This is a genomic window from Blautia wexlerae (assembly GCF_013300825.1).
GTDB classification, from domain to species: Bacteria; Bacillota; Clostridia; order Lachnospirales; family Lachnospiraceae; genus Blautia_A; species Blautia_A wexlerae_B.
Genome location: NZ_JAAIMY010000008.1, coordinates 41,412 through 66,584, shown reverse-complemented (window position 1 = coordinate 66,584; position 25,173 = coordinate 41,412). Strand labels below are relative to the sequence as shown.

The following is a 25,173-nucleotide window of genomic DNA, read 5'->3' as shown; positions in this document are numbered from 1 at the left end:
AGCTAACACTCCTGCTTCGCAGTACACTCATAGCTGAATATTTTGTGATCATCACTGACTGATTCAGTAAAAAAGCAGTTCAGGTACACCTGTCGCATACTTGAACTGCCTGTATATTTCTTATTTATGCAATACGACTTTTCCTTCATGAAGAGTTTTGGGAACATCGATCACTCTCTGATTGCTGGAACCTTTCCATTTAAGGGAAAGTTCTTTCTTGTCCACCTCAAATTCACCGTCTACGCAGACATCCAGATAACGCACGATCTCTTCTTTGCAGATTTCCTCCCAGCGAAAACCCGTATAAAGCCAGATGGTCTTGCCCGGATATCTTTTTCTGATCTCCTTCGCAAAGGCTGTTACCTCAGTGATATTTGCCGGGTGCAGCGGATCTCCGCCGGAAAATGTGATTCCGCTCACATAATCCTTGTCCAGCTCCTCATAAATCTCTGCGCGTTCCGCCCCGGTAAAAGGCAGTCCGCCGTTTGGATCCCAGGTGACAGGATTCTGGCACTCCGGGCAGCAGTGATTGCATCCCGCCACCCAGAGCACTACGCGAAGTCCGTCGCCATTAAGCATATCGTCCTTGGTAATATTGTGATATCTCATAATTTTTTACGCTTCTTCCGGTACGTCCTTCATGCTGAAGCTGATTCTTCCCATCTTGTCTTTGCCAAGGCAGATAACCTTAACTTTATCACCAAGTGTAAGAACATCCTCAACACGGTTGATTCTTTCTTTACAGATCTTGGAAATGTGTACCATTCCCTCTTTACCCGGTGCAAATTCAACGAATGCACCAAATTCTTTAATGCTGACAACTTTACCTGTGAAGATCTGTCCTGCCTCGAAGTCAGTTGCAATGATCTTAACCATGTTAGCTGCCTCATCCATACTCTTCTGATCAACACCGCAGATAGATACTGCACCTTCATCTGTGATGTCGATTTTAACGCCTGTACGCTCGATGATCGTGTTGATTGTCTTTCCTCTCTGTCCTACAACATCACCGATTTTCTGAGGATCGATCTGAATCTGGATGATCTTCGGAGCATATTCGCCTACAGCTGTACGTGGAGCTGCGATGCATTTCTCCATAACTTCTGTCAGGATATATTCTCTTGCTTCTTTTGTACGTCTGATTGCTTCTTCTACGATCGGTCTTGTCAGTCCATGGATCTTGATATCCATCTGGATTGCTGTGATACCGTCATGAGTTCCGGCTACCTTGAAATCCATATCTCCGAAGAAGTCTTCAAGTCCCTGGATATCTGTCAGAACGATGTAATCATCATCTGTATCACCTGTTACCAGACCACAGGAAATACCTGCTACCGGTTTCTTGATCGGTACACCGGCTGCCATCAGAGACATGGTGGATGCACAGATACTTGCCTGAGAAGTAGAACCGTTGGATTCAAATGTCTCAGATACAGTACGAATCGCATATGGGAATTCCTCTTCACTTGGAAGTACAGGAACTAATGCTCTCTCAGCAAGTGCACCATGTCCGATCTCACGACGTCCCGGTCCTCTGGATGGTTTTGTCTCACCTACAGAGTAAGACGGGAAATTGTAGTGATGCATATATCTCTTTGAAGTTTCAAATTCGTCAAGTCCGTCAAGCTTCTGCGCTTCTGCAAGAGGAGCCAGCGTTGTGATGGTACAGATCTGTGTCTGTCCACGTGTGAACATAGCAGAACCATGTACTCTCGGGATAATATCTGTCTCTGCTGCCAGAGGACGAATCTGTGTGATCGCACGACCATCTGGACGTTTGTGGTCTTTTAAGATCATCTTGCGGACAGTCTTCTTCTGGTACTGATATACAGCCTCGCCCAGAACTGCAAGCCACTCCTCCTTGTCGGCAAAAGCTTCTTTCAGTTTCTCTGTTACCTGGCGGATATTTTCTTCTCTTGTCTGTTTATCGTCAGAGAATACGGCAACTTCCATTTCTGCCGGAGGTACGATCTCTTTGATTGCTGTGAAGAGTTCTTCCGGAACTGCACATGATTCGTAGCTGTGTTTCGGTTTTCCACATTCTTCTACGATCTTATCGATAAATTTGATGATCTCCTGGTTTACTTCATGAGCTTTATAGATAGCTTCGATCATCTTGTCTTCCGGAACTTCTTTTGCACCGGCTTCGATCATGATTACTTTCTCTCTTGTGGAAGCTACTGTAAGCTGAAGGTCAGATACATCTTTCTGTGCCATGGTAGGATTGATGATATATTCACCATTGATCAGACCCACCTGTGTGGTAGCACACGGACCATCAAACGGAATATCGGAAATGCAGGTTGCAATAGAAGAACCAAGCATAGCCGGAATCTCCGGGTTACACTGCGGATCAACGGACATAACCATGTTTACTAATGTTACGTCATTTCTGTAATCCTTCGGGAACAGAGGACGCATTGGTCTGTCGATTACACGGGAAGTAAGGATTGCATGCTCGCTTGCTTTTCCCTCTCTCTTGTTGAATCCTCCGGGGATTTTACCTACTGCATACATCTTCTCTTCGTATTCAACGCTTAACGGGAAGAAATCAATTCCTTCTCTTGGCTCTTTGGATGCTGTTGCTGTAGATAAAACTGTAGTATCGCCATAATGCATTAATGCAGCACCGTTTGCCTGTTTTGCAACACGGTTGATATCTACTGTTAAGGTTCTTCCGGCTAATTCCATGGAATAACTTTTGTACATACGTTCATTCTCCTTTTTTCATATTCTGGTTATTATTTTTCCAAATCTTTCTGTAAATTTTTTCCTTCTTCCAATCAGGACACATATTCCTGTATCCGGTGGTGATTTCCAAATTTACATGGTATTACATTGTCACTTTAAAACAGGAGTCCGAAACAACTGAAAAAACTACTTTGTCAGCGAAAATTTATAAACTGGTTCGCTGCTTATCTATTATGAAAATAATCTTTTCAGTAGTCTCGGAAATAACTCCTGCTGCGTTTCATAGTTTCTGAATATGCATCGCATACACATTAAAACAACAATTCCACTTGCATAAAAAGGGAGGCGGATGGAAATCCGCCCCCTTCCGCATACTAAAAGGCTATTATTTTCTTAAGCCTAATTTTTCAATCAGTGCACGGTATCTTTCGATGTCTGTTTTCTTCAGGTAAGCTAACAGTCCACGTCTCTGACCTACCATTTTCAGAAGACCACGTCTGGAGTGATGATCTTTATGGTTGCTCTGTAAATGCTCTGTAAGTTCCTGAATTCTTGCTGTAAGAACTGCAACCTGTACTTCCGGTGATCCTGTATCTCCTTCAGTTCTTGCATATTCTTTCATGATTGCTGCTTTCTTTTCTTTTGAAATCATTGTGATTTCCTCCTGTATTCTATAATTATTATTGACTGACCGCCACATATTAAGAGATGGTCGGAGTGTCCTGTCCCTGAACATGGGCTGAATTCACCTTGGTTAGTATAGCACATTGTCTCTGGCGTGTAAACCTCTTTTTTTACAAACTTCCAACAAAATTAAATTGAGGAAACTATTTTTTCTGCCTGAAGTATTCCCTGCCTTTATCCGCATCCCTCTCTAACTGTGCCTTCAATGCCTCCAGTGAAGAAAACTTCTGCTCCGGTCTGAGGAATTTTTTGAAGTCTACCTTGCAGTATTCTCCATACAGATCTTCATTACAGTCAAAAAGGTATGTCTCCACACCGATAAACTTCTCACCGCCCACTGTAGGCTTATGCCCCACATTGGTGATTCCCTGGTAGCTTTTGTCTTTGAAATGGGAAACTGTAATATAAACACCGTTTGGCGGCATCAATTTTTCCACAGGAGGAATCAGGTTCGTAGTCGGGAGCAGATATTTATGTCCCATTCCACGTCCGTGTTCAACGATTCCCTCTACTGAGAAGTCCGTTCCCATAAGGTAATGAAATTTCTCCATATTCCCTCTGTTCAGCTCTTCTCTGACAAAGGTACTGCTGATCTTACGGCGTCCGTCCATTTCTTTTGGCAGGATTTCCGTATGAAATCCATATTTCTTTCCGAACTCTTTAAGCATGGCAGGAGTTCCTTTTCGCTCATAGCCAAAGCGGAAATCCTCTCCAACTGCCACATAGGAAACCTGCAGGTCTCCTATCAGTATTTCTTTTATAAAATTCTCTGCTTTCATGTGCCGTATTTTCTCTGTAAGCGGACATTCCAACAGTATATCCACTCCCATTTCTTCCAATATACGGCATCTCTCTTCCTTTGTGAGGATTGTTCTTGAGGCAGTTCCAAGCGCAAGTACAACCGCCTGTGCACCTTCCTGTTTCTGCTCAATAATTTTCTCAACCAGTTTCTGATGTCCGCGGTGTATGCCGTCAAACTTCCCAAGTGTTACCGCACTGTGTGAAATTCTGGGAAAATCATTCTCAATCCTTAAATATTCCATCATGTCTCCTAAAACATTTTTACAGGAAAATACCTGTTTCTTTTCTCATCCCACTGGTAAACTCCGGCAAAACTGCCTTCACTGCTGCACATACGTATCCATCCGTTTTTCTCCTGTGCATCGACCAGTGCCTGTACAAGAGGATTTCCATTAGCCAGAAGTCTGTCCCCTTCTTTTGTACAGCATACCCTTGGATACTCTGCAAGGATCTCCTCAATACCAAGGATTTTGCCCTCTATAGTTCCTTCCTGCACTGCCTCTTCTGTCTGCGCCAGAGTAATGGCATCATCCAGTGTAAATCTGCCCACCTTTGTCCGCAAAAGACTTTCCATGGCAGCTCCACAGCCCAGCTTTTCCCCTATATCATGGCACAGAGTACGGATATAGGTTCCCTTGCTGCAGGTCACACGAAAACGCACCAGCGGAAAACTGATATCCAGAATTTCTATCTCATAAAAATGTACAGGTCTTGGTTTACGCTCCACAGTCTTGCCCTCTCTGGCAAGTTCATAGAGTTTCTTTCCATTGACCTTCAGCGCTGAATACATTGGCGGCACCTGCATATAGTCTCCCACAAAAGAACTGACCACTGTGCAAAGCTCTTCTTCTGTAACGGAAAGCTCTGTAGTCTGTGAGAGAACAGTTCCGCTCATATCCTGAGTATCCGTAACAACGCCCAGACGCATCACTGCCTCATAGGTTTTCTCTTTATCTGTGATCATATCCACCAGACGGGTTGCTTTTCCCAGAGCCACCGGGAGCACTCCTTCTGCATCCGGATCAAGAGTTCCGGTATGTCCGATTTTCTTCATATGAAGAATTCCCCGAAGCTTTGCCACCACATCATGGGAAGTGAATCCTTTTTCCTTACGGATTACAATTACTCCATCCATCAGACTTCCTGCTCCTGAAACTGTTTGCAGATCTGTTCTGTCACATTGTTGATCACATCATACACAGAACCCTGAAGATCACATCCTGCTGCTCTCATATGACCGCCGCCGCCAAAATATACTGCAATCTTGCTTACATCCACATTTCCGTTGGAACGCAGGGAAACTTTGAAAGACTGAGTTTCCACTTCATAGATAAACATGGCAACTTCCACTCCCGCTGTAAGACGAAGCTGACTGACGATACCATCCAAATCCTTGCCATCCACACCATAGAACTCCATGTCCCTTTTTTTAAGATATCCGATAATACATTTTCCATCCAGAAGCAGGATACTCTCTGCAAGAACACGCCCCATTACCTGATTCTGCACATAAGTTTTCTGATAAAAGGATTCGTCAATGATCTTACTGAAATTGAATCCTGTCTTCATCAGTTCCCCTGCAATACGCATAGTCTCCGGTGAAGTTGAAGAGTACTGAAATACCCCTGTATCATGAACCATTCCCGTATAGATCGGCACTGCAATGGTACGGACCACTTTCTCAGAATCAAAAAGCCCATAGAGAACTTCACAGGCAGAGCTTACCTCTCCCCTGATATGATTCACCTGTGCAAATCCAGAATTACTGATATGATGGTCAATACATGCTGTTCTTTTTGCCGTGTCAAAGTATGGACCTGCAATGGCAAGTCTGTCTCTTGCACTTACATCACAGGTAACAAAAAGGTCATACTCTTTGTCACCGTCCAGCTCTGTTTTAATCTCATCCATACAGTCAATATGTCCGAAAACAGGTTTGGGATTATCCAGGTACACATCTGCCTGAATTTCCGGATAATAGGTTTTTACATATAAATATAACGCCATACAGGAACCAACGCAGTCACCATCCGGACGGATATGTCCGCCGATTCCCATTGTTTTCACACCTTCCAGTATTTCCGCAATATTTTCCATGTTCTCATCCTCTTTTAATTCTCATCCTGCTCCTCATCCTGTCTGTGGGAGTTGCTGTCTTTCTTGGTAACATCATCAATAAGCTTTGACATATTTACACCATACTCAATAGATTCGTCCAGGATAAAACGAATCTCCGGTGTATTTCTCAGGTTTAAATTACGCGCCAGCTGGCGTCTGATGTAGCCTTCTGCACTGTTCAGACCTTTGATTGTCGCTTCCTTTGCTTCTTTTTCACCCAGCACACTGATATATGCTCTGCAGGTTTTCAGATCAGGAGCCACTTCTACAGCCATGACAGAAGTCATCGGATGAATACGCGGGTCCTTGATCTCATTGCGGATAATGGTGCTGAGTTCCTTCTGGACTTCCCCATTGATCCGGGTATTCTTAATACTGTTTTTTCTCATTTTAAGTTTTACTCCTATATATCCAGCAATTCTGTTAAATACTGTGAGCAATCCGGATCATCAACTATCCCGGTCACATTATTTTCTGAATTACCACAATCAAGTCAAGGTGCGCACCACACTGTACCTGACACTATGAACCGCGCACCTTACCTTTATAAACCATTACTATCTCGGTACTTCTACCATGATATAAGCTTCTACTTTATCTTCTTCTTTCACATCGTTAAATCCGTCAAATACAAGACCACATTCGTATCCTGCCTTAACTTCCTTAACATCGTCTTTGAATCTCTTCAAGGATCCAAGCTCACCTTCAAATACCTGCTCGCCTTCTCTGGAAATACGAACCTTGCAGTTTCTCTGGAAAATACCATCCAGAATGTAGCTTCCTGCAATCGTACCAACGCCGGATGCTTTGAACAGCTGACGCACTTCCGCATGACCGATAACTTTTTCCTCAAATACAGGATCAAGCATACCCTTCATGGCAGCTTCTACATCCTCAATTGCCTGATAAATAACTCTGTACAGACGAAGATCCACACCTTCCTGCTCAGCAAGCTGTTTTGCGGTTGCATCCGGACGGACATTAAAGCCGATGATGATCGCATTTGATGTAGCTGCTAGACTTACGTCAGACTCATTGATCGCACCGACACCGCCATGGATCACTTTTACAACCACTTCTTCGTTGGAAAGTTTGGTCAGACTCTGTTTTACAGCTTCCACAGATCCCTGTACATCTGCTTTGACAATAAGCGGAAGTTCCTTCAGATCACTTGCCTGAATCTGATCAAAGAGATTATCCAGAGATAATTTGCCCTTAGTCTCCTCAAGAAGACGGTTCTTGTTCTCAGATACAAATGCACCTGCAAAGTTCTTGGCTTCCTTATCACTGTCAAATGCAAGAAGAATTTCACCTGCATTCGGCACATCACCAAGTCCCAGGATTTCTACAGGAGTAGAAGGACCTGCTTCTTTGATTCTACGTCCCTTATCATCCATCATGGCACGAACCTTACCATTGCATGCTCCTGCTGCAATAAAGTCTCCTACATGAAGAGTACCTTTCTGGACAAGAATCGTGGCGACCGGACCTTTACCTTTATCAAGCTGAGCCTCGATCACAAGACCTCTTGCAGAACGGTTCGGGTTTGCCTTTAATTCACATACCTCGGCTGTAAGAAGGATCATCTCAAGAAGAGTATCAATTCCCTCTCCTGTATGTGCGGATACAGGAACAAAAATCGTGCTTCCGCCCCAGTCTTCCGGGATCAGTTCATATTCAGAAAGTTCCTGTTTTACACGCTCAACATTAGCACTTGGCTTATCAATTTTGTTGATTGCAACTATGATTTCAACGCCTGCTGCCTTCGCATGGCTGATAGCCTCTACTGTCTGAGGCATCACACCATCATCAGCTGCTACGACCAGAACTGCGATATCTGTGGAGTTTGCACCACGCATACGCATAGCTGTGAAAGCTTCATGTCCAGGCGTATCCAGGAATGTGATCTTCTGTCCGTTAACCTCTACTACAGAAGCACCGATGTGCTGTGTGATACCGCCTGCCTCTCCACGTGTTACATTTGTCTTACGGATTGCATCCAGAAGGGATGTTTTACCATGGTCAACGTGGCCCATAACACAGACTACAGGTGGTCTTGAAACCATATCTTTTTCGTCTTCTTCATCCTCTTTGAGGAGTTCTTCGATAACGTCTACCTTCTCTTCCGGTTCTGCAATGATATCGTATTCCAGAGCAATCTCCTGAGCTTTCTCAAAATCGATCTCATGGTTTACAGTAACCATCATACCCTGCATAAAGAGCTTCTTCACAATTACTGACGGCTGCATTTTCATAGCTTCTGCCAGTTCGCGGATCGTCATCTTCTCCGGAAGTGTGATTTCTTTAACCTCAGGTTTCTTCTCTTCCTGTTTTGGCTGCTGAGCCGGTTTCTGCAAAGCTTTCGGGATTCTGGAATTCTTATTGAATCCGCCCTGATTTGGTCTGCGTCCGCCACTCTGTGTCTTATCAAAATCTTTTTTCTTGTTTTTGTTCTCTCTGTCTCTTTCTCTCTTGCTGTCTTTGGAAGTCTTTGTCAGTTCCGGTGCAAATGCCATATCGTCATTCTTTCTTGTATTCTGACGCTGTCCCTGACGTCCCTGACCGCCACCGAAGCGTCCGTCACGTCCTTCACTTCTGTTTCCGTCCGGACGGCCCTGACCATTACCCTGTGGTCTTCCTCCCTGACGGTTTCCATCGCCCTGTGGTCTTCCCTGACCGAAACGTCCTCCCTGACGATTTCCATCGCCCTGGAATCTTCCGCCCGGACGGCTCTGGCCATCGCCCTGGGATCTTCCCTGACCGAAACGTCCTCCCTGACGGTTATCGCCCTGAGATCTTCCTTCACCCTGAGGTCTTCCCTGACGGTTCTGTCCGTCCGTTCTTCTGTTGCCTGTACCTGGGCGGTCATTATTATTTCTTCTTGGTCTGTCACCGTCTGTTCTTGAACTGTCGGAATTTCTTCCTTCTGTATTTCTTGGTGAACCTGTTCTCTCGCCTTCAGCTTTCACAGGTTTCTTTCTTGGTTTTCCTCCGTCACTTGCATTCTGTGCATGAAAAACGCGGATAATATTTTTTTTCTTTTTAGGTGTTTCAGTTTTATCTCCTTCAGATTTTGCTGTTACAACCTTTTCTTCTGTCTTGGGAGTATCCAATTTCGCAATATGCTCCTTTCCCCTGTTATTATTGTCTTTTCTGAATCTATTCTTTACTTCCGAAACCGCAGACTCATCCACCATACTCATATGGCTTCTCACATCAACGCCTTTTGATTTCAGAAACTCGATCACTTCTCTGTTCTGTCGTCCAAGCTCTCTGGCCAGCTCATGTACTCTTAATTTTGACAATCGCTATACCTCCTTCATGATTGCTTTCGCAAAGTTCTCATCCTGGACAGCCAGACAGGCACGGTACTCCTTTCCCATTGCTCTGCCTAAGCTCTCTTTATCTGAGAAGAAGAAAATCGGAACTTCATAAAAACTGCACATATTCCTGAATTTCTTCTTTGTATTTTCGGAAGCGTCCTCGGCCACGATCACAAGCAGTCCTTTTCTGGTCTTTACAGATTTCTCTGTGGAAAATTCTCCGCTTACGGTCTTTCCTGCTTTGGTAGCCAGCCCTATCAGCGACAGTACTCTGTTATTTTTCAATATCTTCCAGCTCCTTCTTAAGTCGTTCGTATACCTCATCCGGAACTGCAGTTTTCAGTGAACGCTCAAGTCCATGATTTTTGATTGCTTTATCCAGACATTCTCTGGAAAAACACAGATACGCGCCTCTGCCGTTTTTCTTACCGGTAGTATCAAGCACGATCTCATCTTCTGTAGTCTTAAGAACTCTGAGCATCTCTTTCTTGCTTTTCATTTCCCTGCAGCCGGTACACTGGCGCATGGGAATCTTATTCTTCGTCTTCATTCTCTCCTGCTTCCTGAGCCTGCGGCTCTTCTTCTACAGGAACTTCCTCTGAAGCTTCTTCTGCTTCGGTTTCTTCTGTCAGGGAATCTTCTGCTGAAGTTTCCTTTGCTGATGCCTCAGCTGCATCTTCTGCAGTCTCGTCATCATCATAATCATAGAAATCACCGGCTTCTTTTGCCTGAGTCTCACTCTTGATGTCAATCTTAAATCCTGTAAGTCTTGCAGCAAGACGTGCGTTCTGACCTTCTTTACCGATTGCAAGGGACAGCTGATAATCAGGAACAACTACCAGAGCTGTCTTCTCATCAGGATCTGCCATAACTGCGATAACCTTTGCAGGGCTCAATGCATTCTCAATCAGGATCGCCGGATTCTCATCCCAGTTGATGATATCGATTTTTTCACCGCGAAGTTCCTCAACTACTGCATTGACACGTGCGCCGTTCATACCTACGCATGCACCAACTGCATCTACATCCGGATCGTTGCTCCATACAGCGATCTTTGTACGGGAACCTGCTTCTCGTGCGATACTCTTAATCTCAACGGTTCCGTCTTTTACTTCTGCAACTTCTGACTCAAAGAGACGTTTCACAAGTCCCGGATGAGTTCTGGATACCAGGATACGAGGTCCTTTCGGTGTATCCTTGACTTCAAGAATATATACCTTGATTCTCTCAGTCGGCTGGAAAGTTTCCCCTTTCACCTGCTCATTCTCACTTAATACTGCATCTGCCTTACCAAGATTGATGCTTACATTCTTACCCATCACACGCTGTACAATACCGGTTACTACTTCTTTCTCTTTTCCGTAATATTCATCAAACAGCACCTTACGTTCTTCCTCGCGGATTTTCTGCAGGATAACGTTCTTTGCATTCTGTGTCGCAATACGTCCGAATTCCTTAGACTGGATTGGAACCTGTATCATGCCGCCGATCTCAGCTCTTGATGTGATCTTCAAAGCATCTGCCAGAGAAATCTCCATTGCAGGATCCTCTACGTACTCTACAATACTTCTGTCTGCATACACTGAAAAATCGCAAGTTTCCGGATTAATAGTTACATGTACATTGTCAGCTTTTCCAAAATGGTTTTTGCAGGCCTGGATCAGAGACTGCTCAATTGCCTCAAGCAGAGTATCTTTGCTGATACTCTTCTCCTTTTCAAGGATATCCAGTGCCTCCTTTAACTCTCTGCTCATTTTTTTCTTATCCTCCCGAATTAACTAAAACTCTATTGCGAGGCGTATCAGGGCTGTGTCTTTCTTATCAAAAACACGCTCGGTTCCATCCTCATCGATTGTCACACTGTTACTATCATATGCGGTCAAAATCCCGCAGAACTCTTTTTGCTTCTCGATTGGCCGGTAGGTACGGATTTCCACCAGTTTTCCCATGTTTCTCTCAAAGTCTTTGTCTTTCTTCAGCGGTCTGTCCAGTCCCGGTGAACTGATTTCCATAATATAACTGTCTTCAATAAAATCATTCTCATCCAGTTTGTCACTGAAAGCTCTGCTGACTGTCTCACAGTCATTTACTGTAATTCCGCCTGGTTTGTCAATGTATCCTCTCAGATACCAGTTTCCTGCTTCCTTTACATATTCTACATCAACCAGTTCAAAGCCGTTAAGTTCTACGATCGGTGCCAGAAGTTCCTCTGCGCGCTTTTCATATTCTTCCCGTCTGCTCATTTTCCCACCTGCCTTTCCATGCAACAAATAAGAGTGGGCTCACGCCCACTCCTTTGTCAACAAGTTCTAATTTAGATGTATTGTAACACCAATTTCCGGCAATTGCAAGGCTTTTCCTGCAAAAACCTTGATTTTAGCGGATTTGTTGGTTTTATATACGTGGTTTTGTTCCTTTACTGTCCCGTTTGGACAGTTTTACCCTGTTGAGAACATAAGGTTTATCATGGTAAGTAATGGTATATTCCTGACGGCTTTCCAGAAGATATGCATGATCCAGCTTATCTCCTTCTGCCAGTTTCATTCCACGCACCCCGATAGATGTTTTCTTCATAGTAGAAATATCCTGTTTCTGAAATCTCAAGAAATATCCTCCCTCACTCTGGAATACCACCTGTTCCATTTCATCTGCTGAACCCACAAAGATCAGAGAATCCTCTTCAGCAAGTTTGGTAGACACGATCGTTCTCTTCGCCACATCAAACTCTGCACCGCTCACCAGCTTACACATGGATGCAGCAGTGACAAACAGAAGTGTATTTTCTTTTATAGATGCCAGCGGTGCTACATAAAGCATACGTTCCTGTGCACTGTCATAATTGCTCAGGTTATCTGCCGGTGTCCCCTTATCCCTGAAACGAACCAGCGGAATATCTGCCACCTTGATGCTGTGCATCTTTCCATTATCTGTAAAGATACAGATCTTATCTGTATTCATACAATTAAACACATATTTGTTCTCTGCATTGGCAGCGTCTTTATTTCTCTCATATGCAGACTTATCAATGGTCCGCATATATCCGAAGCGATCCATAAGGAAGGTGACTTCCATCTCCTCCATCTTCTTTTCTTCATAGACAACTTCTTCTGCATTTTCGATCACTGTGCGGCGTTTCGTACCGTACTCTTTCTTGATCTGATCCAGTTCTTTCATGATCACTTCTGCCATGGAATCATAATTATTCAGGATATCTTCATAAATGGCAATGTTCTTCATTGTTTCTGCATAATCCGCCTGAAGTGCCTCGATTTCCAGACCGATCAGTTTGTACAGACGCATATCCAGGATCGCAGCTGCCTGTTTTTCTGAGAAATGCAGCTTCTGCGCAGCTTTATCGCTTGATTTGCTCTTGAATCTGATTCCTTCTGTCACACCGTCAACCAGGCATTTCTTTACCTGTTCTCTATTCTTGCTTCCGCGCAGGATCTCGATGATCAGGTCAATCACATCACATGCCTTGATCAGACCTTCCTGGATTTCTTTCTTCTCCTGCTCTTTATTCAGAAGTGTGGTGTACTTTCTGGTCGTGACATCGAATACGAAATCCACGTGATGCTCGATCACCTGCTTCAGGCTCAGGGTCTCCGGTCTGCCATCCGCAACTGCCAGCATATTCACGCCAAAAGTATCTTCCAGCTTTGTCTTCTTATAGAGCATATTTGTAAGGTTCTCTACATCTGCGTCACGCTTCAGGTCAAGAACAATGCGGATTCCCTCTTTGGAAGACTGGTTGGAGATATCCACGATATCTGTTGTCTTCTTGTTTTCCACAAGAGACGCAATATCATTCAGGAATTTTCCAATATTTGCACCGATCATTGTGTAAGGAATCTCTGTGATCACAAGCTGCTGTCTGCCGCCTTTGAGCTTCACTGTCTCCACTTTACCTCTGACACGCAGCTTACCTGTTCCTGTCTCGTAAATCCTGAGCAGGTCATCTTTATTTACTACCAGACCACCTGTCGGAAAGTCTGGTCCCTTTAGATAGCGCATCAGCCCTTTAACACTGATGTCGTTATTCTTCATATATGCCTTTACCGCATCTACAACCTCTCCCAGATTGTGAGGCGGAATACTGGTTGCCATGCCGACAGCGATACCATCCGCCCCGTTTACCAGCAGATTCGGGATTCTGACAGGAAGTACCACCGGCTCCTTCTCTGTCTCATCAAAGTTTGGCATAAAATCTACTACATTCTTATCCAGATCTTCGAGGAATACATCCTGCGTCAGTTTCTCCAGTCTGGCTTCTGTATATCGCATGGCAGCTGCACCGTCACCCTCGATAGAACCGAAGTTTCCATGTCCGTCGACCAGTGTTTTGCCTTTCTTAAAATCCTGAGCCATTACCACAAGTGCTTCGTAGATAGAACTGTCACCATGAGGGTGATATTTACCCATGGTATCACCTACAATACGGGCACATTTTCTGTATGGCCTGTCATAACGGATGCCCAGTTCATACATATCATACAGGGTTCTTCTCTGTACGGGCTTCAATCCGTCACGCACATCCGGCAGGGCTCTGGAAATAATAACACTCATGGCATAATCTATATAGGATTTCTGCATGACCTCCGCATAGTCGGTAGGAATCACATTCTCCTGTTTTGTTTCCATTTAATTTCTTTCCTCCATCTCAGACACATATCCATGTATCTGTCTTAATTTCCACATAACACTCCGGCAAAATCAGATGTCCAGCTCTGCATCCTGTGCATGCTCATAGATAAACTTCTTTCTCGGCGGAACATCGCTTCCCATCAGGATCTCTGTCACGCTTGATGCAAGTCTCGCATCCTCAATCTCCACTCGCTTCATCATTCTTGTCTCCGGATTCAGAGTAGTCTCCCAGAGCTGCTCCGCATCCATCTCGCCCAGACCTTTATATCTCTGAAGAGTAAAGCTTCCCGGTTTATGGGCACGTCTGTATCTCTCCAGTGCCTTATCATCATACAGGTATTCCTCCTGCCCCTTCTTAGGCATGACTTTATATAATGGCGGCATGGCAATATACACATGTCCCTCAGTGATCAGATCCGGCATGAAACGGTAGAATAAAGTCAGGAGCAGTGTGGAAATATGTGCCCCATCCACATCGGCATCAGCCATAATCACAATCTTGTCGTAACGAAGCTTCGTAATATCAAAGTCATTTCCGTATCCTTCGGAAAATCCACATCCAAATGCATTGATCATGGTCTTGATCTCCGCATTGGCAAGCACTTTATCAATGGTTGCTTTCTCCACATTCAGGATCTTGCCTCTGATAGGAAGGATTGCCTGATAATTACGATTACGGGCAGTCTTTGCGGAACCTCCCGCAGAATCTCCCTCTACGATAAAGATCTCACACTGGGACGGATCCTTTTTCTCACAGTTTGCCAGCTTTCCGTTAGAGTCAAAGGAATATTTCTGCTTTGTCAGAAGATTGGTCTTGGCTCTCTCCTCTGTCTTGCGGATTTTGGCAGCTTTCTCCGCGCAGGAAAGGATTGTCTTAAGAGTCTCCAGATTTCTGTCAAAATAAAGTACCATCTGCTCTCCTACAACCTTTCCGGTTGCGCGTGATGCATCCTGATTATCCAGCTTTGTCTTGGTCTGTCCCTCGAAACGAGGTTCCGGATGCTTGATGGAAACAACTGCTGTCATTCCGTTACGGATATCTGCACCTGTGAAGTTCGGATCCTTGTCTTTAAGAACACCAATCTCTCTCGCATAAGTATTCATGACTGTAGTAAATGTAGTCTTAAATCCGGTCAGATGAGTACCGCCCTCTGCATTGTAAATGTTATTACAGAAGCCCAGTACATTCTCACGAAATTCATTGGTAAACTGAAATGCCACCTCTACCTGAATACCGTCTGCTTCCCCTTTCAGGTAAACCGGATCATGCAGGACTTCCGCGCTGTGGTTCAGATCCTTGATAAATCCAATGATACCGTCCGGCTCATGATAGGTAATATCCTCGACCTCTGCACCTCTTTTATCCTCAAAATGAATGGTCAGTTCCGGATTCAGATATGCAGTCTCATGAAGTCTGCTCTTTACTTCTGTTGCAGAAAATCTTGTCTTTTCAAAAATCTCCGGGTCAGGAAGGAAATTGATACTTGTTCCGGTCTGTCTGGTCTTACCCAGCTTCGGCAGCAACCCTTCCTCAAGTTCAATGGTCGGGATTCCCCGTTCATAGTGATCATGATGCACATATCCGTCACGACTGATCTTAATGTCCAGATATGTAGACAGGGCATTCACAACCGAAGAGCCTACTCCATGAAGTCCTCCGCTGGTCTTATAGGCAGAATTATCAAATTTACCGCCTGCATGAAGAGTTGTAAATACAAGTCTCTCTGCCGACACTCCTTTCTCATGCATATCTACCGGAATTCCTCTTCCATTATCCGTAACCGTACAGGAACCATCCTTCTCCAGAATCACATGGATCAGACTGCAGTATCCTGCCAGATGTTCATCTACTGCGTTATCTACGATCTCATAAATGAGATGATTTAATCCTTTTCGTGAAACACTTCCGATGTACATTCCCGGACGCTTACGAACCGCCTCCAGACCTTCCAGGACAGAAATGCTCCCTGCATCATAGGTGTTTTTCTTTGCCATGTCTGTTACATTTCCTTTCTTTCTATATATCAACATCAACCAGATTGCTTACTGCAAATCAGGAAATAAATTTTATATTGCAAACATTTGTTCGTATTATAACCGAATTTTTATTTTTTTTCAAGCCTAAACCTTCCTTGTCAATGGAATAAAACACAAAAAAATAATCAGAACCGAAATTCTGATCCTTTTCTGCCTGTAAGCCTGTTCTGTTATAATTTGAGTGCATTTATCTTATCATTGGTTTTTTCAACTGTCAACTTTTTCTTTCTATTCAGCTATAAATCTTCTGAGCGCAAAAAATAACCAGAGCCTATGCTCTGGTTATTTTCTCACTATTTTGTTAGCAGCCAGTACGGGAATCGAACCCGTGTTTTCGCCGTGAGAGGGCGACGTCTTAACCCCTTGACCAACTGGCCATTTGTTTGTTTGTCGTTTGCTCTTCGCTGTCGACTCGTTTAATATACACCATCTTTTTCTAAAATGCAAGTACTTTTTTAAAAAAATTTCAATTTTTTTATTTTTCGCGAATTTTTCGTTCAAAAAGCCCTGTATTTATGCGGCTTTTGCCACAAAAAGGAGTTTATTTTTTAGAGAAGAAATGCCATGGCAGTTCCACCGCTTTCCATGGCATTTCCCAGTTATTTATTTCTGTTTCTGACTGTTTCTTATTCCTCTATATCCTCCGCAGGCTCTGCCGGAATGAATACGCGAGATTTCTTTTCTTCGTGTTTATGAAGTGCTGCTTTCTCAGTTGCCTCAATACAGAATTCCATCTGAGAGTTAATCTGGGCTTTGCCTCGTTTATCCGGCTTCACATAAGTTCCATCCGGCTGCAGGATATGAGCTTTTACATTATCCTTAAATTCCAGATCAAGTACGTGTTCCAGCTCTTTCTTAATCTTCTCATCTTCCACAGGGAAAACAATCTCTACCCTGCGGTCAAGGTTACGCGGCATCCAATCCGCACTTCCCATATAGATTTCCGGGTTTCCGCCGTTTTCAAAATAGAAAATACGGCTATGCTCCAGAAATTCCCCTACAATAGAACGGACATGAATATTCTCACTGATTCCCGGCACTCCTACTTTCAGACAGCAGATCCCCCTTACCAGAAGCTCCACCTGAACTCCGCAGGAAGATGCATAATACAATCCTGCAATAATCTTCGGATCACAGAGGGAATTCATCTTTGCGCGGATCAACGCCGGAAGTCCTTTCTTTGCATTCTCCGCCTCACGTTCGATCAGGCTTAAGAATCTGTCTTTCATCCAGATTGGTGCTACGATCAGCTTATTCCAGCTTTTTGGTTCTGAATACCCGGAGAGCATGTTAAATACTGCTGTTGCATCTTCACCGAAACGTTCATCGCAGGTAAAGATACCGCAGTCTGTATAGAGTTTTGCAGTGGAATCATTGTAGTTTCCGGTCGCCAGATGCACATAACGGCGGATTCCTGTCTCTTCCCTGCGCACAACCAGCGTGATCTTGCTGTGTGTCTTAAGACCTACCAGACCATAGATTACATGACATCCTGCCTTCTCCAGCTTCTTCGCCCATACAATATTATTTTCTTCATCAAAACGTGCTTTCAGCTCTACCAGTACGGAAACCTGTTTGCCGTTTTCTGCTGCCTGCGCAAGGGCAGCAATAATCGGTGAATTGCCGCTGACGCGATACAGAGTCTGTTTAATAGCCAGAACATCCGGATCTTTTGCTGCCTGACGTACAAAATTTACAACAGGATCGAAGCTCATATAAGGATGATGCAGGAATACATCGCCCTCACGTATCACCTGGAAAATATCCTTCTCATTCTGAAATTCCGGTACAGGTGCCGGCTGATATCTCGGTGTCTTGTAAGCATCAAAGCCCTCCGCACCATATACTTTCATCAGCATGGTAAGATCCAGAGGTCCGTTTATCTCAAAAACATCTGCCTCTTTGATGTCAAATTCCGTTTTCAGAATCTTCAGCAGGCGTTCATCCATGTTATCCTCTACTTCCAGACGGATAACCTCACCCCACTGACGTTTCTTTAACTGGCGCTGGATCTCCACCAGCAGATCCTCTGCCTCATCTTCATCGATGGTAAGATCCGCATTACGCATAATACGGTAAGGATGGGCACATATCACATCATAACTCAGGAAAAGTTTGTCAATATTTCTTTCAATAATCTCTTCCAGCAGGATCACTGTGGTATCTCCATCCTTCTTTGACGGAATCTGCACCACCCTTGGAAGCACAGACGGAACCTGCACTGTAGCAAACAGAAGTTCTCCTGTTTTATCCTTTTTGCTGAGTTTATCACTCTTCTCCTTCTTGGAGATCAGAGCACCAATATTTAATGTCTTGTTTCTGATCAGCGGAAACGGTCTGGAAGAATCCATCGCCATCGGTGTAAGTACCGGATATACATTATCCTCAAAGTATCTGTCTACAAATACACTCTGTGCTTCTGTAAGATTCTCATGGGCTGCCACCAGGTGCATTCCGGCTTTCTCAAGCGCAGGGATCAGAGAACGGTTCAGTGTATTATACTGTACATGAACCAGTTCATGGGTACGGACACTGATTTCTTTTAACTGCTCCTTGGCTGTCATTCCTGCAATGTCTGTTTTATGATATCCTGCATGTACCTGATCCTTAAGAGACGCCACACGCACCATAAAGAATTCATCCAGATTGGATGCGGTAATACTTAAGAACTTCAGTCTGTCAAACAAAGGAAGATTTTTATCTCTTGCTTCACTCAGAACACGCTCATCAAATTTGAGCCAGCTCAGCTCGCGATTCACGAAATATTCTTTCTTTTCAAATTTTTCAAAGTCCATAAGTTCATCCTCCTTTACGCTCTGCCCTTGCGTCTGAGAACCAGACGAATGCCAAATACTTCTTCAAAAAATGCCTCTTTATCTTTCAGCAGTCCCAGTTCCAGGGAAATGTCCTGTGCAGAATCCACGATCATCTGCAGTTCTCTGTCTTTGAGCACTGCTTTGATTCCTTTTACTTTCTGATAATGACTTCTGTCCATGGCATTCGCCAGACGAAGGATTGCAGTCATCTTTACCACCTTGATATAGCTCTCTCTGTCTATAGCGATTCCCATACTGTAAAGTTCATCGTAATAAACAAACGCAGAATTATTGAATCTGACCGCACATGCGATCATCTGGCGCTCCATAGAGGACAGACCAATAATATCTGTAGACATAATGATCTGATAGGAACACTCAGAACCCTTTTCCATACTGATATATTTGCCACAGTCATGAAGCAGTGCCGCGATCTGCAATAACAGACGTTCTCTTGCTCCCATGCCATGAACTTTCTTCATACTGTCAAAGATATTCAGGCAAAGATTCATAGTTCCCTGGATATGGCTCTTACTGCTGGAATAGCGTTTTGCAATGTTCTTTGATGTAACCAGAATGTCATTCTCAAAATTGTGGACACTTTTGAGAAATTTTTTCTTCTCTGCAAAATCATAGGCAATTCCATCCAGCAGGGAAACACCTGGTGCCCAGAGAGACTCTGCATTGAAAATATCAATAAAATTTCTGCACACTACCATAGTCGGCACAACAAGGGATGCATATTCTGGATCAATCTCCATCTCCTGTGCCAATAAGTCAACAGATTTTCCAACTGTATCCTCATAGCGTTTCATAAATTCTTCCCTTGTAATGATCCTGTCTTCCATTTCCTCCTGGAAGATCATATCTGTAATAAAATCTCCCATCAGGATCACATTCCTGATATCCTTATCCTTCAGATACAGACGCTGAAAGCTCATCAGGTCATTTCGGATAAATTCCTCAACCAACTTGTCATAATGAATGGTTGTTTTCTCCAGTTCCTGCAGACGCTGGCGGATTCTTAAACTTCCCATTTTAAGTCCCTGGGTAGTGACCAGTGCATCCTTGTCAAAGAGGGAAACCTGAAGGCTGCCGCCGCCCACATCCAGGATCGCGGTGCCTTTCTGGATCATCTTTTTGAATCCCTTTTCTATGGCAGCGATTGATTTATATCCAAGGAAATGCTGTTCTGCACTGCTTAATATTTCAATTTTCATTCCTGTACGCTGATAGATCTGTTCAATGATCAGCAGCGGATTCACAAGTTCTCTGAATGCACTGGTGCCGCAGGCACGATACTCTTCCACCCCAAAGTCCTGCATCAGCCTCTTAAAGTCGTTCAGCACCTCACATAAAACATTCAGCATTTCTGAGTCAATCTTTCCGTCAGAATAGACACCCTTTCCAATTTCCAGACTGTATCTGACATCATTCAGTTCACGAAAACCAATTCTTTTTGACATCTCAAAGATCTTCATGCTGACTTCATAAGATCCGATGTCAATGGCTGCAAATGTCATGACTGCCATATGCGTTCCCCCTTTACCATTCATCTATTTGCTTTTTTATTCCTTCTCCACACCCAGCAGATGGTCGATAAACTGCTGTGCAGTTCGTCCTGTAAGTCCTCCATGGGAAAGCTCCCACTTATTTGCTTCCAGAAGCAGTTCGTCCTCCGGCATGGTAATTCCGTTTCTCTCTGCGAGAGCTTTCACAATTGTCTGGAATTCTTTTTTGCTCGGTGCGCCATAGTAAATACGGACACCAAAACGATAAACCAGTGAAAGCTTCTCCTGCACTGTATCGGAGGAATGCAGATCGTCATCATCCATGATTTCCAGTTTGTCACTGGACTTCTCTCTTACCAGATGTCTTCTGTTACTTGTTGCATAGATCAGGATATTGTCCGGTTTCTTCTCCAGACCGCCTTCGATCACTGCCTTCAGATATTTATATTCGATTTCAAATTCCTCAAATGACAGGTCATCCATATAAATAATAAATTTGTAGTTTCGATTCTTGATCTGGGCGATCACATCATTCAGATCCTGAAACTGATGCTTATACACCTCGATAATACGAAGTCCCTCATCATAATAACGGTTCAGGATTCCCTTGATACTTGAGGATTTACCTGTACCTGCATCACCAAAAAGCAGACAGTTGTTTGCCTTTCTGCCTCTTACGAAAGCTTCTGTATTCTCGATCAGTTTCTGCTTCGGGATTTCATATCCGACCAGGTCCTCCAGTTTCACATGAGCGATCCTTGTAATCGGCTGGATCTCCACATTATCATTCTCATCATGGCCTACACGAAAGGCCTTATGTAATCCCAGCTTACCCACACCAAAATCCTTATAAAACTGTACCATATCCTTCATGAATTCCTCTGTGGACTCCGCTGCTGCCAGCGTTTTGCTCAGATCACAGATACGGTCTCTGATACGGGAATTAAACATCTTGCTGTTACTTCCGGTGTTGGTATAATCACCGAGAACCTTACAGCAGGAAATTCCAAATGCCTCATCCAGTACAGTCAGGTCAAAATCATACAGTTCTTTAAACACACCGAAATCATTCAGTGCCAGTTCATTAATACTTCCGTTGACAGCCCCTCTGATCTCACAGGCTGTACTAAATGCATTTTCATTATTTACCAGAAGAAATGTCAGATAACAGTGCCATAAATTTCCGGAAAAGCCATAAGCGCCGGCAGTTTCCACCAGTCCGTTGGCACACTCAAAAAACAGCCCTTCCTTTTCTTTCAGATCAGGTGCTTTCTGTTCCCAGGCATTCATCAGTTCTGCCATTTTATCAAGGATTTCTCCATGTTCAAAGTTACGGTATAAGATGCATTCATTTAATCTAGCCATTTTTATTACTTCCTTCTTACCTTGTTGTTTTATCTTATTGTTCTGCTGTGAGTGGTATAATTATTTCGAAAACGATGTACCAGAGTGTGTTTGAAAAATGCTTTACGCAAAATATGCCGCAAAGTGGGACGTGCAGATTGTGGAAATGATTTTTCAAACACGCTCTGGCATTATGGAAATGATTTTTAATAATTTCCCAAAATTCTCATTCTGTCAGCTTCTGCCTCAATTCCTCTCAGGGCATTCTTCACGGCACTGTCCTTTAAATTCCCTTCAAAATCAACAAAAAAACGGTACTGCCAGTTCTTCCCTGTGATCGGGCGGGATTCTATCTTCGTCATATTCAGTCCATTATAAATAATGTGAGACAGCATATTGTAAAGAGTTCCGCTCTCATGATGCAGTTCAAAGAAAATGCTGATCTTATGTGCATCCTTCACATAGATTGGTTTCTTACTCACAATCACAAAACGTGTGGCATTCTGTCCGTTATAGCAGATATTCTCAGCCAGGATCTTCAGTCCGTAAAGATCTCCTGCCTGTCTGCTGGCAATAGCAGCCTGCGTCTTGTCATTGTCTTCTTTTATCTTCTTGGCAGAACCGGCAGTATTTTCCATCTCTTTCTTCTTCCAGTCCGGATGAGATTCCAGATATTTTCCACACTGGGAAAGCGCCTGAGGATGAGAACATACCTGTCTGATATCCTCCAGTTCAGCATCCGGCAGTCCCAGAAGTACATGCTCCGGACGGATGATCTGTTCTCCTACAATACTCAGCTCATACTCTGTAAGAAGATCATAAATATCAGCCACAATACCGGCAGTTGTATTCTCAATGGGAAGTACCGCATAGTCTGCTCTTCCCTCCACAACTGCTTCCATTGCATCGCGCCAGGTTTTTACATGAAAACTCTCAATATCGTCCTGGAAATATTCCCTCATTGCAGCATAGCTGTATGCACCTTCCACACCCTGAAAGACAACTCTTACATCTTTCAACGGAAGTGCATCTACCATTTCCAGTTTCTCATCATCCTCGATTCCATGCTCTGTGAGAAGCTGATACTGTCTCTTACGGCTGATCGCCATGATCTGCTGAAAAAGCTCCTGCGCACCAAGCTGATTAAATTCTCCATGCGCCTTACCTCTCAGGACCTCCAGCTTCTGTCTTTCTCTTTCCGGATCCAGAACCTTCTTTCCTGTACGTATCTTATATTCTGCAACATCCTCACACACCTTCATTCTCTGTTCAAAAAGACGTATGATATCGCTGTCAATCTTATCTATTTCATTTCTGCATTCCTGTAAATCTATCATTTATGTTATACCTTTTTACTTTCACAAATTCTCTACAATGTCAGTCATCTCTCCGATAAAGGAAAGAGAGCCAAAAGCAATGATCACATCCTGTTCCCCGGCAAGTGAAAAAGCCTCCTCCACTGCATCTTTAATCGTATCCATTGCCTGTACATTGGGATTGTATTCACTGACAGTCTTCGCCAGCTCTCCGGCAGGCAGCGCCCTTATATTATCCGGAGTCTGGATCGTAAGTATCCGGTCTGCAAAGTGCGCAGTTTTCTGAATGACACTTCTGTAATCCTTATCTGCAAACACTCCCATAATATAGATGATCCGTTTTCCCTTAAAATAATGCTCTATTGAAGCTGCCATCATATCCGCAGCAGCAGGATTATGAGCACCATCTACCACAAACAGCGGTTTTTTACAGATAACTGTAAACCGTCCGTTCCAGTTTACTGTGCGAAGCCCTTCTTTTTTCTGCTCCGCAGCAGTGGAAAAGCCCAGCTCATCCAATACTTTTAAAGCATTCAGTGCAACTACTGCATTTTCCTTCTGATAAACACCTGCCAGCGGAATCTCATACTCTTCACCCCTGTATCGGATTGTCTGTCCAAGGCAGCTTTCCTTTAACATCTCTGCCTCAGAAGCATCTGCTATGGTACATTTTGCACCGTGTTCTCTGCTGATCCTCTCGATCACCTGCATTGCTTCCGGCTTCTGTCTGGCAGTCACCACTCTGCAGCCGTCTTTGATGATCCCGGCTTTCTTCTCTGCGATCTGTGCCAGAGTATTTCCAAGAAAAGACATATGATCCATACTGATTGATACCAGCACTGCCAGCAGCGTATTCTTAATAATATTTGTGGCGTCCAGATTTCCGCCCATTCCCACTTCCAGCAAAACGAGATCACAATTCTCTTTTTTAAAGAACAGAAATGCCACCGCAGTCTCTATTTCAAATGCAGTGGGATGAGGATAACCATCCTTTGTCATAGCAGCAATAACATCAGACACCTGTGTAATATAAGCAGCAAAGTCCTCTCTGCTGATCCTGCTTCCCGAAACTTCCATCCTGCCTCTGTAGGAATACAGGGTAGGCGAAACATATCTTCCAATGCGATATCCCGCACCGGATAAAACAGAATACAAAAAAGCAATGACAGAACCCTTGCCATTGGTACCGGCTATATGCACATATTTCAGATCATCCTGTGGATTTCCAAGACGTTTCATCAGCTCACGCATATGATCCAGTCCCAGGACACTGGGAATTTCCCGGGTGATTTTATCTATGTACTCCCGGCTTTCCTGATAATTCATAATAAACTCCTCTTATTTCCATGAGATCCCCTCCACACGTTCCTTTTGCGCATAAGGCACCTCATTGCTATAGTGTAATAACGTGTTCTCATTATATCCTACGTGTATGTTTTTTTCAAGGCAGGCAATACTAGAATCATAGAAATTTATACAGGAGCGTTACCTATGAAAAAAGCTTTTATTCTCTGCGGTCTGACGGGCTGGTGCATGGAAATCCTCTGGACCGGACTGCATTCCATCCTTTTAGGAGAACTTACCATGACAGGAAAAACTTCCCTTTTAATGTTTCCCATTTACGGATGCGGTGCCATCATCCGCCCGCTCTCCGGTAAACTTTCTGCTGTCCCGCTTTTTGTCCGCGGCTGCATTTATACTGTCGGATTTTTTTTCGTGGAATTTATCAGCGGTACTCTTTTACGCTGTTTCCATATGTGTCCCTGGGACTACAGCAACACTCCTCTGAATTACCGGGGACTGATAAGACCGGACTACGCTCCCCTCTGGTTCGGAGCCGGACTTTTTTTTGAGAAAATACTTGGAAAACTCTCTTGAAAAAAGCACC

General features: G+C 43.9%; 20 protein-coding genes, 1 tRNA gene and 1 pseudogene. 2 read left to right on the top strand and 20 right to left on the bottom strand.

The genetic code is table 11. The features are described 5' to 3' along the window. Positions 1–120 precede the first annotated feature (120 nt). The 18 genes from nrdG to G4417_RS06140 all read right to left on the bottom strand — a co-directional run bounded on the left by nrdG (position 121) and on the right by G4417_RS06140 (position 21,990). On the bottom strand, positions 121–609 hold the full coding sequence (gene nrdG, locus G4417_RS06225) for an anaerobic ribonucleoside-triphosphate reductase activating protein (protein WP_173682993.1): 489 nt from the start codon (positions 607–609) through the stop codon (positions 121–123). Positions 610–615: 6 nt separating this feature from the next. Next, entirely contained in the window at positions 616–2,709 is a 2,094-nt protein-coding gene (locus G4417_RS06220; RefSeq protein WP_173682992.1) for a polyribonucleotide nucleotidyltransferase, read from the bottom strand. Between the two features lie 367 nt (positions 2,710–3,076). Beyond that, positions 3,077–3,343, bottom strand: coding sequence for a 30S ribosomal protein S15 (rpsO, locus tag G4417_RS06215; RefSeq protein WP_008707580.1), 267 nt, complete (start codon positions 3,341–3,343; stop codon positions 3,077–3,079). Positions 3,344–3,518: 175 nt separating this feature from the next. After that, positions 3,519–4,418: a bifunctional riboflavin kinase/FAD synthetase gene (locus tag G4417_RS06210; protein WP_173683009.1), complete on the bottom strand. Its 900-nt coding sequence runs from the start codon at positions 4,416–4,418 to the stop codon at positions 3,519–3,521. An 8-nt stretch (positions 4,419–4,426) separates the two neighbouring features. Next, entirely contained in the window at positions 4,427–5,314 is an 888-nt protein-coding gene (truB, locus tag G4417_RS06205; RefSeq protein WP_334296872.1) for a tRNA pseudouridine(55) synthase TruB, read from the bottom strand. Next, a complete protein-coding gene (locus G4417_RS06200) occupies positions 5,311–6,273 on the bottom strand; it encodes a DHH family phosphoesterase (protein WP_173682990.1) in 963 nt (320 codons plus the stop codon). Before G4417_RS06200 ends, truB begins: the two co-directional genes overlap by 4 nt. A 14-nt stretch (positions 6,274–6,287) precedes the next feature. Next, positions 6,288–6,683, bottom strand: a complete 396-nt coding sequence (rbfA, locus tag G4417_RS06195; protein WP_008707585.1) for a 30S ribosome-binding factor RbfA — start codon at positions 6,681–6,683, stop codon at positions 6,288–6,290. Between the two features lie 168 nt (positions 6,684–6,851). After that, complete coding sequence (gene infB / locus G4417_RS06190; protein ID WP_173682989.1) at positions 6,852–9,599, bottom strand: translation initiation factor IF-2; 2,748 nt, start codon at positions 9,597–9,599, stop codon at positions 6,852–6,854. A gap of 3 nt (positions 9,600–9,602) precedes the next feature. Further along, on the bottom strand, positions 9,603–9,941 hold the full coding sequence (locus tag G4417_RS06185; protein WP_420314188.1) for a L7Ae/L30e/S12e/Gadd45 family ribosomal protein: 339 nt from the start codon (positions 9,939–9,941) through the stop codon (positions 9,603–9,605). Further along, the gene (rnpM, locus tag G4417_RS06180; RefSeq protein WP_173682987.1) at positions 9,892–10,167 is read right to left on the bottom strand and encodes an RNase P modulator RnpM; all 276 of its coding nucleotides are present in this window, start codon (positions 10,165–10,167) and stop codon (positions 9,892–9,894) included. Before rnpM ends, G4417_RS06185 begins: the two co-directional genes overlap by 50 nt. Then, positions 10,151–11,371: a transcription termination factor NusA gene (gene nusA / locus G4417_RS06175; RefSeq protein WP_173682986.1), complete on the bottom strand. Its 1,221-nt coding sequence runs from the start codon at positions 11,369–11,371 to the stop codon at positions 10,151–10,153. The genes rnpM and nusA overlap by 17 nt, the downstream gene beginning before the upstream one ends. Before the next feature lie 24 nt (positions 11,372–11,395). Beyond that, the gene (gene rimP / locus G4417_RS06170) at positions 11,396–11,860 is read right to left on the bottom strand and encodes a ribosome maturation factor RimP (protein WP_008707593.1); all 465 of its coding nucleotides are present in this window, start codon (positions 11,858–11,860) and stop codon (positions 11,396–11,398) included. A gap of 151 nt (positions 11,861–12,011) precedes the next feature. Continuing rightward, positions 12,012–14,258 carry a DNA gyrase/topoisomerase IV subunit A gene (locus tag G4417_RS06165; protein ID WP_173682985.1) on the bottom strand — a complete coding sequence of 749 codons (2,247 nt, stop codon included), beginning with the start codon at positions 14,256–14,258 and terminating at the stop codon, positions 12,012–12,014. 72 nt (positions 14,259–14,330) lie between these two features. Then, complete coding sequence (locus G4417_RS06160) at positions 14,331–16,256, bottom strand: DNA gyrase/topoisomerase IV subunit B (RefSeq protein WP_118575614.1); 1,926 nt, start codon at positions 16,254–16,256, stop codon at positions 14,331–14,333. 347 nt (positions 16,257–16,603) lie between these two features. Then, positions 16,604–16,675: transfer RNA gene (locus G4417_RS06155), tRNA-Glu, on the bottom strand. Positions 16,676–16,924: 249 nt separating this feature from the next. Continuing rightward, positions 16,925–19,093, bottom strand: a complete 2,169-nt coding sequence (locus tag G4417_RS06150) for an RNA degradosome polyphosphate kinase (RefSeq protein WP_173682984.1) — start codon at positions 19,091–19,093, stop codon at positions 16,925–16,927. 14 nt (positions 19,094–19,107) lie between these two features. Further along, positions 19,108–20,646, bottom strand: a complete 1,539-nt coding sequence (locus tag G4417_RS06145; RefSeq protein ID WP_173682983.1) for an HD domain-containing protein — start codon at positions 20,644–20,646, stop codon at positions 19,108–19,110. 36 nt (positions 20,647–20,682) lie between these two features. Beyond that, on the bottom strand, positions 20,683–21,990 hold the full coding sequence (locus tag G4417_RS06140; RefSeq protein ID WP_008707619.1) for an ATP-binding protein: 1,308 nt from the start codon (positions 21,988–21,990) through the stop codon (positions 20,683–20,685). A 97-nt stretch (positions 21,991–22,087) separates the two neighbouring features. Between G4417_RS06140 and G4417_RS17710 the strand changes: the two are divergent. After that, positions 22,088–22,156 (top strand): annotated as a pseudogene (locus G4417_RS17710) (DUF6783 domain-containing protein); the annotation flags it as partial. Positions 22,157–22,175: 19 nt separating this feature from the next. Here the strand turns inward: G4417_RS17710 and pheA are convergent. Together pheA and G4417_RS06130 are read right to left on the bottom strand one after the other, a co-directional pair. Beyond that, complete coding sequence (pheA, locus tag G4417_RS06135; protein ID WP_173682982.1) at positions 22,176–23,306, bottom strand: prephenate dehydratase; 1,131 nt, start codon at positions 23,304–23,306, stop codon at positions 22,176–22,178. A gap of 21 nt (positions 23,307–23,327) precedes the next feature. Continuing rightward, a complete protein-coding gene (locus tag G4417_RS06130; RefSeq protein ID WP_055058718.1) occupies positions 23,328–24,611 on the bottom strand; it encodes a bifunctional folylpolyglutamate synthase/dihydrofolate synthase in 1,284 nt (427 codons plus the stop codon). 165 nt (positions 24,612–24,776) lie between these two features. Here G4417_RS06130 and G4417_RS06125 point away from each other — a divergent pair, with 165 nt between their 5' ends. Beyond that, positions 24,777–25,163 (top strand): putative ABC transporter permease, encoded by a 387-nt coding sequence (locus tag G4417_RS06125; protein ID WP_173682981.1) that lies wholly within the window; start codon positions 24,777–24,779, stop codon positions 25,161–25,163. Positions 25,164–25,173: the final 10 nt, after the last annotated feature.

What these genes read in the sequence shown, in the direction of transcription:
- G4417_RS06125 (WP_173682981.1), top strand. Translation starts at nt 24,777, where the DNA reads ATGAAAAAAGCTTTTATTCTCTGCGGTCTGACGGGCTGGTGCATGGAA.
- G4417_RS06140 (WP_008707619.1), bottom strand. Translation starts at nt 21,990, where the DNA reads ATGGCTAGATTAAATGAATGCATCTTATACCGTAACTTTGAACATGGA.
- G4417_RS06185 (WP_420314188.1), bottom strand. Translation starts at nt 9,941, where the DNA reads ATGAGGTATACGAACGACTTAAGAAGGAGCTGGAAGATATTGAAAAAT.
- rpsO (WP_008707580.1), bottom strand. Translation starts at nt 3,343, where the DNA reads ATGATTTCAAAAGAAAAGAAAGCAGCAATCATGAAAGAATATGCAAGA.
- pheA (WP_173682982.1), bottom strand. Translation starts at nt 23,306, where the DNA reads ATGATAGATTTACAGGAATGCAGAAATGAAATAGATAAGATTGACAGC.
- nrdG (WP_173682993.1), bottom strand. Translation starts at nt 609, where the DNA reads ATGAGATATCACAATATTACCAAGGACGATATGCTTAATGGCGACGGA.
- nusA (WP_173682986.1), bottom strand. Translation starts at nt 11,371, where the DNA reads ATGAGCAGAGAGTTAAAGGAGGCACTGGATATCCTTGAAAAGGAGAAG.
- rbfA (WP_008707585.1), bottom strand. Translation starts at nt 6,683, where the DNA reads ATGAGAAAAAACAGTATTAAGAATACCCGGATCAATGGGGAAGTCCAG.
- G4417_RS06210 (WP_173683009.1), bottom strand. Translation starts at nt 4,418, where the DNA reads ATGGAATATTTAAGGATTGAGAATGATTTTCCCAGAATTTCACACAGT.
- G4417_RS06160 (WP_118575614.1), bottom strand. Translation starts at nt 16,256, where the DNA reads ATGGCAAAGAAAAACACCTATGATGCAGGGAGCATTTCTGTCCTGGAA.
- G4417_RS06165 (WP_173682985.1), bottom strand. Translation starts at nt 14,258, where the DNA reads ATGGAAACAAAACAGGAGAATGTGATTCCTACCGACTATGCGGAGGTC.
- rnpM (WP_173682987.1), bottom strand. Translation starts at nt 10,167, where the DNA reads ATGAAGACGAAGAATAAGATTCCCATGCGCCAGTGTACCGGCTGCAGG.
- G4417_RS06145 (WP_173682983.1), bottom strand. Translation starts at nt 20,646, where the DNA reads ATGGCAGTCATGACATTTGCAGCCATTGACATCGGATCTTATGAAGTC.
- G4417_RS06200 (WP_173682990.1), bottom strand. Translation starts at nt 6,273, where the DNA reads ATGGAAAATATTGCGGAAATACTGGAAGGTGTGAAAACAATGGGAATC.
- G4417_RS06150 (WP_173682984.1), bottom strand. Translation starts at nt 19,093, where the DNA reads ATGGACTTTGAAAAATTTGAAAAGAAAGAATATTTCGTGAATCGCGAG.
- rimP (WP_008707593.1), bottom strand. Translation starts at nt 11,860, where the DNA reads ATGAGCAGACGGGAAGAATATGAAAAGCGCGCAGAGGAACTTCTGGCA.
- G4417_RS06130 (WP_055058718.1), bottom strand. Translation starts at nt 24,611, where the DNA reads ATGAATTATCAGGAAAGCCGGGAGTACATAGATAAAATCACCCGGGAA.
- G4417_RS06220 (WP_173682992.1), bottom strand. Translation starts at nt 2,709, where the DNA reads ATGTACAAAAGTTATTCCATGGAATTAGCCGGAAGAACCTTAACAGTA.